Annotated in this window: 18 protein-coding genes; 9 read left to right on the forward strand and 9 right to left on the reverse strand. The window is 67.3% G+C overall.

The features are described from left to right. Positions 1 to 25 precede the first annotated feature (25 nt). Positions 26 to 322, reverse strand: coding sequence for an accessory factor UbiK family protein (locus OSH07_RS21570; RefSeq protein ID WP_266340765.1), 297 nt, complete (start codon positions 320 to 322; stop codon positions 26 to 28). Between the two features lie 148 nt (positions 323 to 470). On the opposite strand from OSH07_RS21570, the gene lgt reads away from it, so the two are divergent. From lgt to OSH07_RS21595, 5 genes are all read left to right on the forward strand, one after another. Continuing rightward, positions 471 to 1,295 (forward strand): prolipoprotein diacylglyceryl transferase, encoded by an 825-nt coding sequence (gene lgt, locus OSH07_RS21575; RefSeq protein ID WP_420909666.1) that lies wholly within the window; start codon positions 471 to 473, stop codon positions 1,293 to 1,295. Then, the gene (locus OSH07_RS21580) at positions 1,292 to 2,371 is read left to right on the forward strand and encodes a class I SAM-dependent methyltransferase (RefSeq protein ID WP_266340766.1); all 1,080 of its coding nucleotides are present in this window, start codon (positions 1,292 to 1,294) and stop codon (positions 2,369 to 2,371) included. Before lgt ends, OSH07_RS21580 begins: the two co-directional genes overlap by 4 nt. A gap of 16 nt (positions 2,372 to 2,387) precedes the next feature. Further along, a complete protein-coding gene (gene pgeF, locus OSH07_RS21585; protein ID WP_266340767.1) occupies positions 2,388 to 3,158 on the forward strand; it encodes a peptidoglycan editing factor PgeF in 771 nt (256 codons plus the stop codon). Between the two features lie 117 nt (positions 3,159 to 3,275). After that, positions 3,276 to 3,797, forward strand: a complete 522-nt coding sequence (locus tag OSH07_RS21590) for a hypothetical protein (protein ID WP_266340768.1) — start codon at positions 3,276 to 3,278, stop codon at positions 3,795 to 3,797. Positions 3,798 to 3,946: 149 nt separating this feature from the next. Then, a complete protein-coding gene (locus OSH07_RS21595) occupies positions 3,947 to 4,879 on the forward strand; it encodes a ribose-phosphate pyrophosphokinase (RefSeq protein ID WP_266340769.1) in 933 nt (310 codons plus the stop codon). Between the two features lie 206 nt (positions 4,880 to 5,085). On the opposite strand, the gene exbD is transcribed toward OSH07_RS21595, so the two are convergent. Both exbD and exbB read right to left on the reverse strand, forming a co-directional pair. After that, positions 5,086 to 5,505 (reverse strand): TonB system transport protein ExbD, encoded by a 420-nt coding sequence (gene exbD, locus OSH07_RS21600; protein WP_266340770.1) that lies wholly within the window; start codon positions 5,503 to 5,505, stop codon positions 5,086 to 5,088. An 8-nt stretch (positions 5,506 to 5,513) separates the two neighbouring features. Beyond that, positions 5,514 to 6,434: a tonB-system energizer ExbB gene (gene exbB, locus OSH07_RS21605; protein WP_266340771.1), complete on the reverse strand. Its 921-nt coding sequence runs from the start codon at positions 6,432 to 6,434 to the stop codon at positions 5,514 to 5,516. 249 nt (positions 6,435 to 6,683) lie between these two features. Between exbB and OSH07_RS21610 the strand changes: the two genes are divergently transcribed. Genes OSH07_RS21610 through ychF form a run of 3 tightly spaced genes read left to right on the forward strand, consistent with a single transcriptional unit; the run spans position 6,684 to position 9,208 of the window. Further along, on the forward strand, positions 6,684 to 7,310 hold the full coding sequence (locus OSH07_RS21610) for a 50S ribosomal protein L25/general stress protein Ctc (RefSeq protein ID WP_266340772.1): 627 nt from the start codon (positions 6,684 to 6,686) through the stop codon (positions 7,308 to 7,310). A gap of 39 nt (positions 7,311 to 7,349) precedes the next feature. Continuing rightward, positions 7,350 to 8,105 carry an aminoacyl-tRNA hydrolase gene (pth, locus tag OSH07_RS21615; protein WP_266340773.1) on the forward strand — a complete coding sequence of 252 codons (756 nt, stop codon included), beginning with the start codon at positions 7,350 to 7,352 and terminating at the stop codon, positions 8,103 to 8,105. Positions 8,106 to 8,113: 8 nt separating this feature from the next. Continuing rightward, entirely contained in the window at positions 8,114 to 9,208 is a 1,095-nt protein-coding gene (gene ychF / locus OSH07_RS21620; protein ID WP_266340774.1) for a redox-regulated ATPase YchF, read from the forward strand. 83 nt (positions 9,209 to 9,291) lie between these two features. Here the strand turns inward: ychF and OSH07_RS21625 are convergent, their stop codons facing one another. From OSH07_RS21625 to OSH07_RS21650, 6 genes are all read right to left on the reverse strand, one after another. Beyond that, positions 9,292 to 10,497 carry a DUF4282 domain-containing protein gene (locus tag OSH07_RS21625; protein ID WP_266340775.1) on the reverse strand — a complete coding sequence of 402 codons (1,206 nt, stop codon included), beginning with the start codon at positions 10,495 to 10,497 and terminating at the stop codon, positions 9,292 to 9,294. A 70-nt stretch (positions 10,498 to 10,567) separates the two neighbouring features. Further along, entirely contained in the window at positions 10,568 to 11,212 is a 645-nt protein-coding gene (locus tag OSH07_RS21630) for a glutathione S-transferase family protein (protein ID WP_266340776.1), read from the reverse strand. 1 nt (position 11,213) lies between these two features. Continuing rightward, positions 11,214 to 11,756 (reverse strand): adenine phosphoribosyltransferase, encoded by a 543-nt coding sequence (locus OSH07_RS21635; protein WP_266340777.1) that lies wholly within the window; start codon positions 11,754 to 11,756, stop codon positions 11,214 to 11,216. 128 nt (positions 11,757 to 11,884) lie between these two features. Then, complete coding sequence (locus OSH07_RS21640) at positions 11,885 to 12,760, reverse strand: S-methyl-5'-thioadenosine phosphorylase (protein WP_266340778.1); 876 nt, start codon at positions 12,758 to 12,760, stop codon at positions 11,885 to 11,887. A gap of 176 nt (positions 12,761 to 12,936) precedes the next feature. Then, a complete protein-coding gene (gene hemF, locus OSH07_RS21645; RefSeq protein ID WP_420909669.1) occupies positions 12,937 to 13,833 on the reverse strand; it encodes an oxygen-dependent coproporphyrinogen oxidase in 897 nt (298 codons plus the stop codon). Further along, positions 13,811 to 14,308 carry a tRNA (cytidine(34)-2'-O)-methyltransferase gene (locus OSH07_RS21650; RefSeq protein ID WP_266340780.1) on the reverse strand — a complete coding sequence of 166 codons (498 nt, stop codon included), beginning with the start codon at positions 14,306 to 14,308 and terminating at the stop codon, positions 13,811 to 13,813. The genes hemF and OSH07_RS21650 overlap by 23 nt, the downstream gene beginning before the upstream one ends. Positions 14,309 to 14,370: 62 nt before the next feature. On the opposite strand from OSH07_RS21650, the gene OSH07_RS21655 reads away from it, so the two are divergent. Beyond that, positions 14,371 to 16,221 carry an ABC transporter ATP-binding protein gene (locus OSH07_RS21655; RefSeq protein ID WP_266340781.1) on the forward strand — a complete coding sequence of 617 codons (1,851 nt, stop codon included), beginning with the start codon at positions 14,371 to 14,373 and terminating at the stop codon, positions 16,219 to 16,221. The last annotated feature ends 121 nt before the right edge of the window (positions 16,222 to 16,342 follow it).

A 16,342-nucleotide genomic window follows, 5' to 3' on the forward strand; every position in this document is an offset into this window, starting at 1 on the left:
TCCGATATCGCGATGCCGTTCGCCGTCAGCGCTCTTCCGGGGCCGGCGCGGCGACGACGTGGCCCTGGGTGAGCACGGCGAGCTTCGCCTCCAGCTCGGCGACGCGCGCCGTCAGCGCCTCGTTCTCGGCGCGTGCCTTCTGCGCCATCTCCCGCACGACATCGAACTCGTCGCGCTTGACGAAGTCCATGTCGGCGAAGAGGCGCTCGGCCTGATGCTTCATCACGGTTTCAGCCTCGCGCTTGACGCCCTGCGCCATGCCGGCCGCATCGGTCATCAGCTTGGCGAATTCGTCGAACAGCCGGTTCGGGGTCGTATTCATGGGCAGCCTCCGGGGAAAAACACCTTGCTTCTAGTATGGTTGCGGGCGTCGGCGCGAACAAGGTGTCGAGGGGTCGCGCACGCCCGCACTTGACCCTTCCCCCCGGATCAGCGCACCAATGCCGCCCGACCGCCTGCCGGAGCCTGCCATGCTGTTCGTCCTGCCCTTCCCGGCCATCGACCCGACGCTGATCCAGATCGGGCCTTTCGCGATCCGTTGGTACGCGCTCGCCTATATCGTCGGCATCCTGATCGGCTGGTGGTACGCGAAGCGCCTGGTCAGCAACACCGCCCTCTGGGGCCCGGCCGGCGCCCCGATGAAGCCGATCGACATCGACGATTTCGTCGTCTGGGCGACGCTCGGCATCATCCTCGGCGGGCGGCTCGGCTATGTGCTGTTCTACGATCTGCCGATGTTCCTGGCCGCGCCCTGGCAGATCCTCCAGGTCTGGAACGGCGGCATGTCCTTCCATGGCGGCTTCCTCGGCACCGTTGTCGCGATGATCCTGTTCGCGCGCTCGCGCAAGATCCCGACCTGGTCGCTGATCGACGTCGTCGCGCCGTCGGTGACCTTCGGACTGCTGTTCGGCCGCATCGCCAATTTCATCAATGGCGAGCTCTGGGGTCGGCCGACCGACGTCGCCTGGGCGATCATCTTCCCGAACGCCGACGGCCAGCCGCGCCACCCGAGCCAGCTTTACGAGGCCCTGCTCGAAGGCCTCGTGCTGTTCCTCGTGCTGCGCTTCTTCACCCACAAGCAGCTTCGCCTGCGCCAGCCCGGCTTCATCTCCGCCGTCTTCGCCATCGGCTATGGCCTCGCCCGCATCTTCTCGGAGTTCTTCCGCGAGCCGGATATCCAGATCGGCTACCTGTCGGGCGGGCTGACCATGGGCATGCTGCTGTCGCTGCCGCTTGTGATCGCCGGCATCATCCTGCTCGTCGTCGCCTCGCGCCGGCCGGTCGCCGCCGCATGACGCCTTCCGGCGAAAACAGGACGCCGCTTGGCGAAAAGCTGGTCCGCCGCATCGAGAATTTCGGCCCGATCACCGTCGCCGACTACATGGCCGCCTGCCTCGGCGATCCCGAGTTCGGCTACTACATGACCCGCGAGCCCTTCGGCACGGCCGGCGATTTCGTCACGGCGCCGGAGGTGAGCCAGATGTTCGGCGAGCTGATCGGCCTCTGGGCCGTCGCCACCTGGCAGAGAATGGGAAGCCCCGCCGCCTTCGTGCTGGCCGAGATCGGCCCGGGCCGGGGTACGCTGATGGCCGATGCGCTGCGCGCCGCCCGGATCGCGCCCAACTTCGAGCCGGCGGCGAGGATCGTCCTGGTCGAGACCAGCCCTCGACTGCGCGAAATCCAGGCCCGCACGCTCACGGGCCACGCAATCGACTGGGCCGAACAGGTCGACGGCCTGCCGGACGGGCCGGCGATCCTGATCGCCAACGAATTCTTCGATGCGCTGCCGGTGCGGCAGTTCCTGCGTACCGGCGCCGGCTGGGCCGAGCGGATGGTCGGCGTCAGCGACGGCAAGCTCGTCTTCGGCCTCCGCCCCGACGCCCATGTCGACGGCGCCGACGACCGAGCGCCGGAGGGCTCGCTGGTCGAGACCGCCTCGATTTCGGCCGCGATCATGGCAACGCTCGCCGCCCGCCTGCACCGGTCGGGTGGTGCCTTCCTCGCCATCGACTACGGCCACGCGGAAAGCGGCTATGGCGACACGCTGCAGGCGCTCCGGCAGCATCGGTTCGACGACCCGCTGGCCCATCCCGGCGAAGCGGACCTGACCGTGCATGTCGACTTCGCCGCCCTCGCCCGCGCGGCAAGGGCGAATGGCGCAACCGCCTCGGCGGTCTGGACGCAGGGTGATTTCCTGCTGGCACTCGGCCTCGTCGAACGCGCCGGCCGCCTCGGCGCCGGCAAGGATGCCGCCGCGCAGGACGCCATCCGCGCCGCCGTCGAGCGACTGGCCGGGCCGGCAGCGATGGGCACACTGTTCAAGGTGCTATGCGTTACCGGCGGCGACCTGCTCGCCCCGCCCTTCGGATGAACTGAGGATGACCGCCATGAAAATCACCGCCGACGCACTTTCCGCCCTCCCCGGCATCCGGCACGGCTTCTTCACCCGCCAGGGCGGCGTCTCGGACGGCATCTATGCGAGCCTGAACTGCGGCGTAGGCTCCGCTGACGAACGCGCCCATGTGCTCGAAAACCGCGCCCGCATCACCGCCGATCTCCGCGTCGCGGCGGACCGCCTCGCGACGCCCTATCAGGTTCACAGCCCCGACGTCGTTGTTGTCGACGAGGTCTGGCCGGTCGGCGACGGCCCGAAGGCGGACGCCGTCGTCACCAGCCGCCCCGGCATCGCCATCGGCGTCGGCACGGCCGATTGCGGCCCGGTGCTGTTCGCGGATGGCGACGCGCGCGTCGTCGGTGCGGCGCATGCCGGCTGGAAGGGCGCCTTCACCGGCGTTCTGGAGGCGACCGTCGCCGAGATGGAGAAACTCGGCGCCCGCCGCGAACGCATTGTCGCCGTGCTCGGTCCGACGATCTCGAAGGCCGCCTATGAAGTCGGGCCGGAATTCCGCGCCCGCTTCATCGACGCCGATGCCGCCAATGCCGCCTTCTTCGCGCCGTCTGATCGCGCCGACCATCACCAGTTCGACCTGCCGGCCTATATCGGCACGCGGCTGCGCGCCGCCGGCCTCGGCACGGTCGGCGACCTCGCCCTCTGCACCTATGCCGATCCGAAGCGCTTCTTTTCCTATCGCCGCGCCACCCATGCCGGCGAACCCGACTATGGACGGCTGCTGCACGCGATCACAATCGCCGCATGACCGGCACAAAGCGTACAACTTCGAGACGATCGGAAAGGCGCTTCTGGACCGCGCCGTGAATTGCAGATAGACAGATTCGAGGGGGGTCCTGACGACCGGGCCGGAAGGACGATCGCCATGATGGTGAAGGCAAATCGGCTGCCTGCATGCGCCGCCATCCTGTTGGCGACGTTTGCACTGGCAGCCTGCAACAACACGCTCGGCACCGGTCAGCCGTCGACCGCTTCGGCCTCCGCCGGAGCGCCGACGCAGCCTGCCCTGCCGGCTGTGCCACTCGCCAACGCCAAGTTCTCCTTCGCGCCGGTGACCGGCGCGCCCAGCAACATCCTGAACAAGCTCTCGTCGCAACTCGGCCAGGAAGCCGTGGCGCAAAACGTCGCGCTCGTCCCGTCCGGCGACCCGCAGGCCACCTACGTCGTCAAGGGCTATCTTTCCGCCGTCGGCGATTCCTCGGGAACGATCCTCGTCTATGTCTGGGACGTGTTCGACGCCAGTGGACGTCGCGTTCACCGCATTTCCGGCCAGGAAACCTCCGCGAACGGATCGCAGGATCCCTGGCTCGGCATCGACGACGCCACCGTTTCCAACGTCGCGCGCCGTACGGTCGCCGCGATCGTCGCCTGGGGATCGGGCGCCTGAGCGGATCCCGGTTTTGACTCGTTGCTTGCCGTCCGCACGCGAATCGCGTTTGCAGTGCGGCGGCGCAGTTGGTACAACGCCGCCGCCTGAACGAATGACCTCCTCGCGGGGTCGATCCCCTATACCTCATCACGTCGGGACACGAGACCTTGAAGCTGGTTGCCGGAAACTCCAACCGGGTGCTCGCCGAGGCGATTGCCACCTATCTCGAAATCCCGCTGGCGAAGTGCTCGGTCCGTCGGTTCGCGGACGAGGAAATCTTCGTCGAGATCCAGGAAAACGTACGCGGCGAGGACGTCTTCGTCGTCCAGTCGACCAGTTTTCCGGCCAATGACCATTTGATGGAACTGCTGATCATCATCGATGCGCTGCGCCGCTCCTCGGCGCGCCGCATCACGGCGGTCCTCCCCTATTTCGGCTACGCCCGCCAGGACCGAAAGGCCGGCCCGCGCACCCCGATCTCGGCCAAGCTGGTCGCCAACCTGATCACCCACGCAGGCGCCGATCGCGTCCTGACCCTCGACCTGCACGCCGGGCAGATCCAGGGTTTCTTCGACATCCCGACCGACAATCTCTTCGCGGTTCCCGTCATCACGCGCGACATCAAGGAGCATTACGAGCTCTCGAATGTCATGGTCGTGTCGCCCGACGTCGGCGGCGTGGTGCGCGCCCGTGCGCTGGCGAAGCGCATCGACGCGCCGCTTGCCATCGTCGACAAGCGCCGCGAGCGGCCGGGCGAGTCGGAAGTCATGAACATCATCGGCAATGTCGCCGGCCGCGACTGCATCCTGTTCGACGATATCGTCGACTCCGGCGGTACGCTCTGCAACGCCGCCGAGGCGCTGCTGGCCCAGGGCGCCAAGTCCGTCGTCGCCTACATCACCCATGGCGTGCTGTCGGGCGGCGCGGTGGCCCGCATCACCAATTCCGTCCTCAAGGAACTGGTGATCACCGACTCGATCCAGCCGACCGAGGCCGTCCGCCAGGCGCCGAACATCCGCGTCACGTCGATCTCGACCCTGCTTGGCGAGGCGATCAACCGCACCGCCAGCGAAAAGTCGGTCTCGAGCCTGTTCATCTAGGATCGATCGGACGCGGCCCCGCCGCGACGGCTGAACGAAAAAAGCCCGGCCTGCATCGCAGCGCCGGGCTTTCGTTTTATCCTGCCGGTCCGCCGGCCGCTCCGCTAGAGCGCTTTCGTGCCAGGTGGATACCGGCTCGCATAAAGAAAGCGTTCCAAAACAATAAGCTAGATCGCTTCGGCGTTTCCGTGAATCGATGGGATGATCTAGCGCGCGCCTTCCATGCCGACCAGCGCGACCTTGCCGTAGCCGGAGTCGCGCAGCTTGTTCATGAGCTCCATGACGTCGCCATAGGCGACCTTGCGGTCGGCGCGCAGATAGAGGCGCTCCTCGCGATTGCCCTTCGTCAACGCGTCGAGCGCGGACCCGAGCGCCTCGGGCGACACCGGATCATTGCCGAGCACGAGCGAGAGGTCGGGCTTCAGCGACAGGAAGATCGGCTTGTCGGCGCGGGGCGCCGCCTTGGCGTTCGACCGCGGCAGGTCGACCGGCGCATCGACGGTGGCGAGCGGCGCCGCGACCATGAACACGATCAGCAGCACGAGCATCACGTCGATGAACGGCGTGACGTTGATCTCGCTGTTCTCGACGAGTTCATCGTCGTGATGGCTGAGCTTGGCGGCCATGTCTCCCCCTACTCCGCTGCGGCGAGACGCGAGGGGCCGCGCGCGTCGGCGCGATCGAGATCGCGCGAGACGAGGCGCATCGTCTCGGCCGCGACGTCGGCGATGACGGCCTTGTTGCCGGCGATGGTGCGGGCGAACACGTTGTAGAACAGCACGGCCGGGATGGCGGCGACGAGGCCGATCGCGGTCGCGAACAGCGCCTCGGCGATGCCGGGCGCGACGACGGCGAGATTGGTCGTATTCGCCTGGCTGATGCCGATGAACGAATTCATGATGCCCCAGACGGTGCCGAACAGGCCGATGAAGGGCGAGAGCGAGCCGACCGTCGCCAGCACGGCGGTGCCGCGGATCATCTCGCGCCCGGCGCGGGATTCGATCCGCTCGAAGCGCGAGGCGACGCGTTCCTTGATGCCTTCGGCCGAGAGGCCGGACGACAGCGACACTTCCTCGACGGCGGCCTGCACCAGCCGCGAGGCCGGATCGTTGCGGCGGCCAACCTGCGCTTCCGCTTCGGCCAGCGTGCGCGACCGCGCCACCCGCTCGCCGCGGGCGCGCGTCCGGTGTCGCAGCGCCGCCAGTTCCAGCGTCTTCGACAGGAAGATCGCCCAGGTGATGATCGACGCGACGGCCAGGATGCCGATGACGCCCTTCACGACCATGTCGGCATTGGTGAACATGCCGATCGGCGAGAGGTCATGCGGCAGCGTCGAGCGATCGACGCCGTGCTCGCCAGCCGGCAGTTCGACCGGATCCTGCAGGACGGGTTCGGGAGCGGCCGTCGGCGCGGGGGCAGGAGCCGGCTCGGCGGCGGGTGCCGTGACGGCGGGTGCCTCGGCCGCCTGGCCGAACGCCATGGTGCTGCCGACGGGGATCGACAGGCCGACAATGGCGACCGCGAGGGCTGCCCCCCGACAGAGATTAGCAAGCATGGTGACACGTACCGTCATAAAGATGAGTTTGATACTCCGAATAACGCACCGTCCCAGCCGACGCAACCATCCGCTCGCGGATCCCCTGAGGCGCTGCGTTCCAGCGGCATTCGGACGAGTCCAGCGTTTCCGCCATTCTTGCCGCAGCGTGCTTGTTCCTTCCGGCTCGCTCGTCTATAAGGACGCCGGCCGCGCCGACACCCCTGGAGGCACCGCGGCCTTTTTCTGTTTCACACAAGGAGAATACCGATGAGCAATACTTACGAGCTCACGGCATCTGTCCGCAACCGCGTGGGCAAGGGGGCCGCCCGGGCGTCGCGTCGCGAAGGCAAGATTCCGGCCGTCATCTACGGCAACAAGCAGGCACCCCTGTCGATCGAACTGAACCACAAAGATGTCTTCATGAAGCTCCACGCCGGTGGCTTCCTGACGACCGTTGCCACGATCGACGTCAACGGCGAGAAGATCCGCGTGATCCCGCGCGACTACGCGCTGCACCCGGTCACCGATCAGCCGATGCACGTTGACTTCCTGCGCGTCTCCGCTGGCTCGACCCTGCACGTCCAGATCCCCGTGCAGTTCATCAACGAGGAGAAGTCCCCGGGCCTGAAGCGCGGCGGCGTTCTCAACATCGTTCGTCACGAAATCGACGCCACCGTCCCCGCCGATGCGATCCCGGATCACATCGTCGTCGACCTGACGGGCCTCGACATCAACGACTCGATCCACATCTCGGCCGTCAAGCTCCCGGCTGGCGTCACCCCGGTCATCACCGAGCGTGACTTCACGGTCGCCACGATCGCGGCTCCGGCCGGCCTGAAGAGCGAAGAAGGCGAAGCCGCGGCCGCTGAGGCTGCTCCCGCCGCCAAGGCGTAAGCTTCGGTCCTGCATCCGGTTTTGCGTGGGGGAAGCACGATGCTCCTCATTGTCGGCCTCGGTAACCCGGGAAGCCAGTACGCGCTCAACCGGCACAATATCGGCTTCATGGCGGCGGATGCGATCCACCGCCGCCATGGCTTTAGTCCCTGGCGCTCGCGCTTCCAGGCACTGGTCTCCGAGGGCACGCTCGCGGGGCGCAAGACGCTCCTGATGAAGCCCCAGACCTACATGAACGAGAGCGGCCGAGCCGTCGGCGAAGCCGCCCGGTTTCACAAGATTCCCAACGCCGACATCGTCGTCATGCATGACGAGCTCGACCTGCCCGCCGCGAAGATCCGCATGAAGACCGGCGGCGGTCACGGCGGCCACAACGGGCTGCGCTCGATCTCCGCCCATGTCGGCGAGGATTACCGGCGACTGCGCCTCGGCATCGGCCATCCGGGTTCCAAGGAACTCGTGCACGGCTATGTCCTGCATGATTTCGCGCGCGTCGATGGCGAGTGGATCAATCCGCTGCTCGACGCCGTCGCCGACAACGCGGCGCTGCTCGCCGACGGCAAGGACAGCACCTTCGGCAATCGGCTGCATCGCAGCCTCGAGCCCGAGAAGGCGCCGAAGGAGCCGAAGGCGGCCAAGCCGCCGAAGGCCGGCGCTGCCGAAAGGCAGTCCGAGGCCGCGGCGCAGGCGGCTGGCAAGCCGGCGCCGGCATCCCCATCTTCACCAGCTTCGCAGCCGGCCGGCGGGCCGTTCGCGGCGGGGCTGAAGCGCCTCTTCGGCGCCAAGGACGAGTAAGGAACACCATGGGCTTCAAATGCGGGATCGTCGGCCTGCCGAATGTCGGCAAGTCGACCCTTTTCAACGCGCTGACCAAGACGGCGGCGGCGCAGGCGGCGAACTATCCGTTCTGCACGATCGAGCCGAACACCGGCGAGGTCGCCGTTCCGGATCCGCGCCTCTACAAGCTCGCCGAAGTCGGCAAGTCGCAGCAGATCGTGCCGACGCGCCTCACCTTCGTCGACATCGCCGGCCTCGTGCGCGGCGCGTCGAAGGGCGAAGGACTCGGCAACCAGTTCCTCGCCAACATCCGCGAAGTCGACGCCATCGCCCATGTGCTGCGCTGCTTCGAGGATGGCGACATCACCCATGTCGAAGGCCGCATCGACCCGGTCTCCGATGCCGAGACGGTCGAGACCGAGCTGATGCTCGCCGATCTCGACAGCCTGGAGCGCCGCGTCGCGCCGCTGCGCAAGCGCGCGGCGACCGACAAGGAAGCCAAGGCCCAGGTCGTCATGATGGACGCCGTGCTGGAACTGCTGCGCGAAGGCAAGCCCGCACGCCTGCTCGACGTCTCGGCCGAGGATCGCCCCCTCTTTGACGGGCTGAACCTGCTGACGTCGAAGCCGGTCCTCTATGTCTGCAACGTCGAGGAATCGGCATCCGCCACTGGCAATGCCTTCTCCGACCGCGTCTTCGAGATGGCCAAGGCGCAGGGCGCCGGCTGTGTGACGATCTCGGCCGCCATCGAAGCGGAGATCGCCCAGCTCGACTCGACCGAGCAGGCGGAATTCCTGGAGACGCTCGGCCTCGAGGAGCCCGGCCTAGACCGCCTCATCCGCGCCGGCTACGACCTTCTCGGCCTGATCACCTATTTCACGGTCGGTCCGAAGGAAGCCCGCGCCTGGACGATCACCAAGGGCACCAAGGCACCGCAGGCCGCCGGCGTCATCCACTCGGATTTCGAGCGCGGCTTCATCCGCGCCCAGACGATCGCTTTTGACGACTACACCCGCCTCGGCGGCGAAGCCGCCGCCAAGGAAGCCGGTCGCGCCCGCGACGAAGGCAAGGAATATGTCGTCGCCGATGGCGACGTGCTGCTGTTCCGCTTCAACACCTGAGGCGGACGTCTAAACAAAAGCCCCGGTGAAGCAGTTCGCCGGGGCTTTTTCTTTGTCTGGATGCTCATTGCGGCGACCGCGCGTTACGCGGCGTCGTCGGCCTTCCGCTTCTCGACGGCCTCGGTCTCCCCGGCCCCGCTTGCTTCCGCCGGCTTGGCGGCAGCCGCCTCGGCGGTTGACGCGTCAGGCTCCGAGACCGCTTCCTTGAGATCGACCAACGCGTCCTCGATCGCCTTCACCATGGCCGGCCCTGCCGACTTCGGCGCCTTTCTGGACTCGGACTTCTTGCCATCGCCGCGCTTGGCGTCAGCAGCCTTGGCCTCCACAACCTTGGCATCAGAAGTCTTGGAATCGGGCGCATTGGCATTGGCCTCGGCAACGGCGTCGGGCAGCTTGGGCGGAGCCACCTCGGCCTCGGCGGCCTTCACCTCAGGCGCCTTCACTTCCGGCGCGTTCACCTCGGGGACCGGCTCGGCAGCCGCGACGGCGGGCTTGACCTCGACAGTCGGCGCCTTCGCCTCGGGCTTCACGGCTTCTGCCCGTGCTGCGGGCGCTGTCACCGGCGGCGCCACCCATTTCGGAGCCGCGGCCTCCTCCAGATGCATGCGTGCGCTGACCAGGCCGGCATCGGCCGAATCCGACGGCGCAGTGGTAGCGGCGATGCGGGCCGCCGTCGCCTCGCGGCGGGCGCGGATTTCGGCGAGCCGGGCCTCCAGCGAGCTTGTCTCGCTCGATTTCTCCACGGCGCGAGGTTCTTGCGCCTTGGCCTCATGGGCCCTGGTCTCATGGGCCCTGGTCTCATGGGCCCTGGTCTCATGCGCGCGCGCCTCGTGCGCCCGCGGCTCATGATGGCGCGGTTCCGGGGGCTTGGTCTCGCCCCAGCGGCTCTCGGCTCGCGCGGCCGGGCGTGGCGGCTCGGGCAGCATGTCCTCGACCACGGCGGCGATCGGATCCAGAATCACCGGCGCCTCGGCCACAACATAAGGCGAACGCTCCGCCGCATTGGCGAGGCTGTCGCGAATGTCCATCAGGTTCTCATTGACCCGGAACAGCATGATCACCGCCTCGCAGGCTACCCGCGCCAACACGACGGCGGCGAGCGTGCCGATGATGCTGACGGCGATGGTGATCAGGGCGGCGACCGGCGCCAGTTGCACCAGCGCCAGGCCATTCAGCAGGCCGGAAACGCCGAACAGCACGGCGATGGCCGCAAGCAGCCAGAACAGCAGTTCGATGACCGACGTCGCAACGAACCGATCCCATTTGAAGAGGTCGAGAAAGGAGGTCATGCCGTCATCCCAAAGAACTACTCCACACGCGCGCCGCCTGCTTCACGCATCGGCGAGTCGCGCCAGAGTCTCACAATTCGCGGCGCGCCGCATCTTCCCATGCCTTGAAGCCGTCATCATCCAGCATTGTGGCCACATATTCCGCGGCCGGCCCGGAGAGTTTCGGCTCATAGGTGCGGAAGCGGCTGACGACCGGCGCGAACATGGCGTCGGCGATCGTGCGCTTTCCGAACAGATACGGACCCTCCTGGCCGTGCTGGGCGCAACTATCCCGGAAGATGGCGTCGATCCGGGCGATATCGGCGGCGACGCCGGGATCGTCCAGGCCGATGCCCGGCAGATGCGCGAACAGGTCCATCGAAAGCGCCATCCGGAGCGGCCGGAAGCCCGAATGCATCTCGGCCGAGACCGAGCGCGCCACGGCGCGGGCGGCCCGGTCGGCAGGCCACAGCCCGGCCTCAGGAAAACTCTCGGCCAGATATTCGCAGATCGCCAGCGAATCCCAGACCTTCAGCGGCTCGGACGCGCGGCGGTCGATCAGCAGCGGGACCAGCCCGGTCGGGCCGAGCGCCACGGCCTCGGCCTTGCCGGCCGGCGTGCGGTGCTGCAGCACGATCTCATCGAAGGCCGCGCCTGTCTGCCGCAGGGCCAGCCAGGGCCGCATCGACCAGCTCGACCATTGGCGTGAGCCGATCACGATCGTGAAATCCGGCATGTCAGTGACCTTCGAAGGTAACCAGCGTGCGAACGGGAACATCGAGCGCCCGGAGCTTCGCCGCGCCGCCGAGTTCCGGCAGGTCGATGATGAAGCAGGCGGCCTCGACGATGGCGCCGCGCTGGCGCAGCAGCTTGACCGCTCCCTCCGCCGTGCCGCCGGTCGCGATCAGATCGTCGACGAGAATGACTCGGTCGCCCTTGCCCACGGCGTCGACATGCATCTCCATCTCGTCGGTGCCGTATTCAAGCGCATAGGACATGCTGACCGTGTCGTAGGGCAGCTTGCCTTTCTTGCGGATCGGCACGAAGCCGGCCGAGAGCTGATGCGCCACGGCGCCGCCGATGATGAAGCCGCGCGCCTCGATGCCGGCGACCTGGTCGATCTTCGCGCCGGCCCAGGGCTGGACCAGTTCATCGATCGTGCGGCGGAAGGCGCGCGCATTGCCGAGCAGCGTGGTGATGTCCCGAAACTGCACGCCGGGCTTTGGATAGTCCGGAATGGTGCGGATCGAGGCAGCGATGTCGTTCAGGGCAGAGGTCATGACGGCTTTCGAATATCTGCGGACGGTTGCCTAGGCTTGCCCCAGCTTTGCGCCCGCGTCCAGTTCCAAGCCCGCGACCGGTTCCAAGACAGCACAGCCTGCGGCGTTGCAGCAACAGCCGGGCGGGATCAGCGCGCCAGCACCCGGCCGGCGACGGCGTCGAGCTTCGAGAGCAGGGCCGGATCGCGAGCGTGCGGCGCCGTCATTATGGCGTGATCCAGAGCGCGGTCGGATCCGATCGGGCATGGCTCGTGCTCGGCCGGGAAGTCCCGCGCCAGCCGCGCCACCAAGCGCTGCGCCTTGTCGCGGTTCTCTCCGAGCACCTGGATCACGGCCTCGACCGAAACGGCCGCATGACCCGGATGCCAGCAATCATAGTCCGTCACCATGGCGATCGTGGCGTAGGAGATCTCGGCCTCTCGGGCGAGCTTCGCCTCCGGCATGTTGGTCATGCCGATCACCGAGGCATCCCAGCTGCGATAGAGGTTCGACTCGGCGACGGACGAGAATTGCGGCCCCTCCATGCAGACATAGGTGCCGCCGACGTGATGGTCGATCGCCTCGGCCTCGGCGGCGCTGCGGATCTGCTCGACCAGCCTTGGCGCCACCGGATGGGCCATCGAGACATGCGCGACGCAGCCATTGCCGAAGAAGCTCGACGGCCGCGCCACCGTGCGATCGATGAACTGGTCGACGACGACAAAAGCGCCGGGGAAGAGCTCCTGCTTCAACGAGCCGACGGCAGAGACGGAGACCAGATCGGTCACGCCGGCGCGCTTCAGCGCGTCGATATTGGCGCGATAGTCGATGCCGGAGGGCGACAGGCGATGGCCCCGGCCGTGGCGCGGCAGGAAGACGATTTCCGTCGCGCCGATCCGTCCGAAGCGGAGCTGGTCGGAGGGCTGGCCCCACGGGCTTTCGACCGTCCGCCATTCCGCGCCTTCGAGGCCCGGCAGGTCATAGAGGCCCGACCCGCCGACAATGCCGAGTACCGCCTTGGTCATGGATTTGTACCTGCGTTGCCCGTGGAGCGAGGAAGATCGCAAAGCGGCCAAGCAAGCTCAAGCGGGTTTCGGCGACGATCGCCCGGCGCTGCGGACGGATGGATCCCAGCCCGAAGGCCGGGATCCATGCCGGGCACCGCGCGCCGCCAAGCTACAGTGTGGACGAGAATGCGTCCCTACGGCCACTTCACCACGGGCGGCATCGACGACAGGATCGAATCGATATTGCCGCCGGTCCTGAGGCCGAAGATCGTGCCGCGGTCGTAGAGCAGGTTGAACTCGACATAACGGCCGCGCCGGATCAGCTGCTCCTCGCGGTCGGCCTCGGTCCAGGGCTGCTCGAAATTGGCGCGCACCGCCGCGTCATAGGCGGCGAGGAAGGTGACGCCAACATCCTGCGTGAAGGCGAAGTCGGCGTCCCAGTCGCCCGAATTGTGGCCGTCATAGAAGATGCCGCCGATGCCGCGCGGCTCGTTGCGGTGCTTCAGGAAGAAATACTCGTCGCACCACGCCTTGTAGCGGTCGTAGTCGGCGACCGGGTGGCGCTCGCAGGCGCCGCGCATGGCGGCATGGAAGGCGATACTGTCGGGATCCTCCTGCGTGCGCCGGCGGTCGAGCACCGGCGTCAGGTCGGCGCCGCCGCCGAACCACTGCCGGGTTGTCACCACCATGCGGGTATTCATGTGCACGGCCGGGACGTTCGGATTGCTCATGTGCGCGATGAGCGAGATGCCGCCCGCCCAGAAGCGGGGATCCTCCGCCGCGCCTGGAATGTCCTTGGCGAATTCCGGCGCGAACGTGCCGTGGACGGTCGAGACATGCACGCCGACTTTCTCGAACAGACGACCATGCATCAGCGCCATGGTGCCGCCGCCGCCATCGACGCCGGTGTGGTCGGTGCGCTTCCAGGGCTTGCGCTCGAACCGTCCGGCCCGGTCGCCATAGAGCGCCGGCGATGCCGCGTCCTCCAGCGCCTCGAAGCCGGCGATGATGCGGCCCTGCAGTTCCGCGAACCAGGCGCTCGCGCGAGCCTTCTTGTCGTCGATTGCGTCAGGCAATGCCATGTTTGTCATCCTCAACAGCGTGTGCGTCCGGCAGACGGCCGGTCTGCCGCAGCGCCTCGCCTGTTACCATGGCGACCGTCATGGCGAGATTGATCGAGCGCAATCCCGGCCGCATCGGGACGATCAGTCGCGCCTCGGCCGTCTGGTGCACCGATTCGGGCACGCCGGCGCTCTCCCGCCCGAACAGGAGCACGTCGTCCGGCCGGAAGGCGAAGTCGGTATAGACTGTCTCGGCCTTGGTCGACAGCAGGACGAGCCGGCTCCCCCGTTCGGCGCGGAATGCCTCGAAGGCCGCGAAAGAAATGTGGCGGCGAAGCGCGGCGCGCTCCACATAGTCCATGCCGGCGCGTTTCAATCCGCGATCCGACAGGTCGAAGCCGGCCGGCTCTATGATGTCGACATCCACGCCCAGACAGGCGGCGAAGCGGAGGATCGCCCCGGTATTATGAGGGATGTCGGGCTGGTAGAGCGCAATGCGGGGCATCTGGCCTTCATTCGAATGGATTGGCGCGGCAAGTTCGCGGCAATGGTGATACAGGATCCGGCATGCTCCGCTACTTCGAACACCTGATCGATCCGTTCGTCCCGGAAGAAAACGTTCCGCCGACCGGCCTCATCGCCTTCTACCGCCATTTCCTGATGCCGGTCTGGCCCTATGTCGTCGCGCTGATGGCGGCGGGGCTTGCCGTCTCGCTGGCGGAAGTCGCGATCTACTCCTATGTCGGCCGGCTCGTCGACCTGATGGCTCACGGCCAGACCGCCAGCTTCCTGTCGGATCACGGCTGGCAGCTCGCCGGCATGGCGCTGGTCGTCGTCGTGCTGCGCCCGCTCGTCAACGCCACCCAGACCATCCTGTCGAACCAGACCCTGCCGCCGGCGCTCACCGCCCGCGTGCGCTGGCTCAACCATCTGCATGTGATCGGCCAGTCCTACTCCTTCTTCCAGAACGACTTCTCCGGCCGCATCGTCACCAAGATCGTGCAGACCGGCTCGGCGCTGACTCAGTCGATCACCCAGGTGATCGACGCGCTCTGGGTGATCTCGGTCTTCGTCGTCTCGGCCCTGTTCATCTTCGCCGATGTCAGCCTGCTGATGGCCGTGCCGCTGGCGATCTGGGTCGTGGCGCTGGCGACGCTCGCCTATTTCTTCGTGCCGCGCGTGCGCAAGCGCGCCGCCGCCGCCTCCGAGGCGCGCTCGCTCCTGACCGGCAAGCTCGCCGACATCTACGGCAACATCCAGACGGTGAAGCTGTTCGCCCGCGACGGCCGCGAGGAGGAGACCGCCCGCAACGCCATCGCCGAGCAGACCGGGCGGATGCTCGACCAGAACCGGCTGCTGACGACGCTGTCGATCCTGATGCAGTTCACCAACGCGGCTCTGATCGGCGCGACGGGCGCGGCGGCGGTGGTGCTCTGGATGCGCGGTTCGATCAGCGCAGGCGAAACGGCGGTGGCGCTCGGCCTCGTCATGCGCCTCACCGTCATGTCCGGTCGCGTGATGATGACCCTGACCGGCCTGTTCGACAATGTCGGCACGGTCGAGGACGGCATGCGCACGATCGCCCGTCCACATGGCCTTACCGACCAGCCGGACGCGCCGCAGTTGATCGTCTCGAAGGGCGAGATAGCCTTCGACGACGTCGTCTTCGGCTATGGCGGCAAGGTGCCGGTGCTGCGCGGCGTCAGCCTCGTGGTGAAGCCCGGCGAGCGCATCGGCCTCGTCGGCCGCTCCGGCGCCGGCAAGACCACCATGGTCAGTCTGCTGCTGCGCCTCTACGACCTCGAAGGCGGCGCGATCCGCATCGACGGCCAGGACATCTCGACCGTGACGCAGGGATCGCTGCGCGCCGCCGTCGGCGTCGTCACCCAGGATACGGCGCTGCTGAACCGTTCGGTGCGCGACAATATCCGCTACGGCCGGCCGGATGCTGACGACGCCGCGGTGCGCCGCGCCGCCCGCCAGGCCGCCGCCGACGGCTTCATCGAAGGTCTCGCCGACCCGCGCGGCCGCACCGGCTACGACGCCCATGTCGGCGAGCGCGGCGTCAAGCTCTCCGGCGGCCAGCGCCAGCGCATCGCCATCGCCCGCGTGCTGCTCAAGGATGCGCCGATCCTCGTGCTGGACGAGGCGACTTCGGCGCTCGATTCGGAGATCGAGGCGGTGATCCAGGAGCAGCTCGAGGGGCTGATGGAGGACAAGACGGTGATCGCGATCGCCCACCGCCTGTCGACCATCGCCGCCATGGATCGCCTCGTCGTCATGGACGAGGGGCGGATCGTCGAGACTGGCACGCACCAGGAGCTGCTGGCCGCCCAGGGCCTCTATGCCTCGCTCTGGGCGCGCCAGTCGGGCGGCTTCATCGGCGGCCTCGCACCGCACGAGATCGCCGCCGAGTAACGCCATGGGTGACGGACAGGCTCTGTCACCCATCGGCAACAAGAGGCCCGAAAACCGGCCGGCGCGACAAAAACGCGGGATTCAAAGCGAAATCCGCGCTAGCATCCTCTGATTGCACCAG

This window comes from Kaistia nematophila (genome assembly GCF_026343855.1).
Lineage (GTDB): Bacteria > Pseudomonadota > Alphaproteobacteria > Rhizobiales > Kaistiaceae > Kaistia > Kaistia nematophila.

Excerpts from the sequence above, each read along its gene's own strand:
- exbD (WP_266340770.1), bottom strand. The coding sequence starts at position 5,505 with ATGGCCGCCAAGCTCAGCCATCACGACGATGAACTCGTCGAGAACAGC.
- OSH07_RS21630 (WP_266340776.1), bottom strand. The coding sequence starts at position 11,212 with ATGCCGGATTTCACGATCGTGATCGGCTCACGCCAATGGTCGAGCTGG.
- OSH07_RS21635 (WP_266340777.1), bottom strand. The coding sequence starts at position 11,756 with ATGACCTCTGCCCTGAACGACATCGCTGCCTCGATCCGCACCATTCCG.
- OSH07_RS21590 (WP_266340768.1), top strand. The coding sequence starts at position 3,276 with ATGATGGTGAAGGCAAATCGGCTGCCTGCATGCGCCGCCATCCTGTTG.
- lgt (WP_420909666.1), top strand. The coding sequence starts at position 471 with ATGCTGTTCGTCCTGCCCTTCCCGGCCATCGACCCGACGCTGATCCAG.
- OSH07_RS21650 (WP_266340780.1), bottom strand. The coding sequence starts at position 14,308 with ATGCCCCGCATTGCGCTCTACCAGCCCGACATCCCTCATAATACCGGG.
- OSH07_RS21610 (WP_266340772.1), top strand. The coding sequence starts at position 6,684 with ATGAGCAATACTTACGAGCTCACGGCATCTGTCCGCAACCGCGTGGGC.
- OSH07_RS21625 (WP_266340775.1), bottom strand. The coding sequence starts at position 10,497 with ATGACCTCCTTTCTCGACCTCTTCAAATGGGATCGGTTCGTTGCGACG.
- pth (WP_266340773.1), top strand. The coding sequence starts at position 7,350 with ATGCTCCTCATTGTCGGCCTCGGTAACCCGGGAAGCCAGTACGCGCTC.
- pgeF (WP_266340767.1), top strand. The coding sequence starts at position 2,388 with ATGAAAATCACCGCCGACGCACTTTCCGCCCTCCCCGGCATCCGGCAC.
- hemF (WP_420909669.1), bottom strand. The coding sequence starts at position 13,833 with ATGACAAACATGGCATTGCCTGACGCAATCGACGACAAGAAGGCTCGC.
- OSH07_RS21580 (WP_266340766.1), top strand. The coding sequence starts at position 1,292 with ATGACGCCTTCCGGCGAAAACAGGACGCCGCTTGGCGAAAAGCTGGTC.
- exbB (WP_266340771.1), bottom strand. The coding sequence starts at position 6,434 with ATGCTTGCTAATCTCTGTCGGGGGGCAGCCCTCGCGGTCGCCATTGTC.
- OSH07_RS21655 (WP_266340781.1), top strand. The coding sequence starts at position 14,371 with ATGCTCCGCTACTTCGAACACCTGATCGATCCGTTCGTCCCGGAAGAA.
- ychF (WP_266340774.1), top strand. The coding sequence starts at position 8,114 with ATGGGCTTCAAATGCGGGATCGTCGGCCTGCCGAATGTCGGCAAGTCG.
- OSH07_RS21570 (WP_266340765.1), bottom strand. The coding sequence starts at position 322 with ATGAATACGACCCCGAACCGGCTGTTCGACGAATTCGCCAAGCTGATG.
- OSH07_RS21640 (WP_266340778.1), bottom strand. The coding sequence starts at position 12,760 with ATGACCAAGGCGGTACTCGGCATTGTCGGCGGGTCGGGCCTCTATGAC.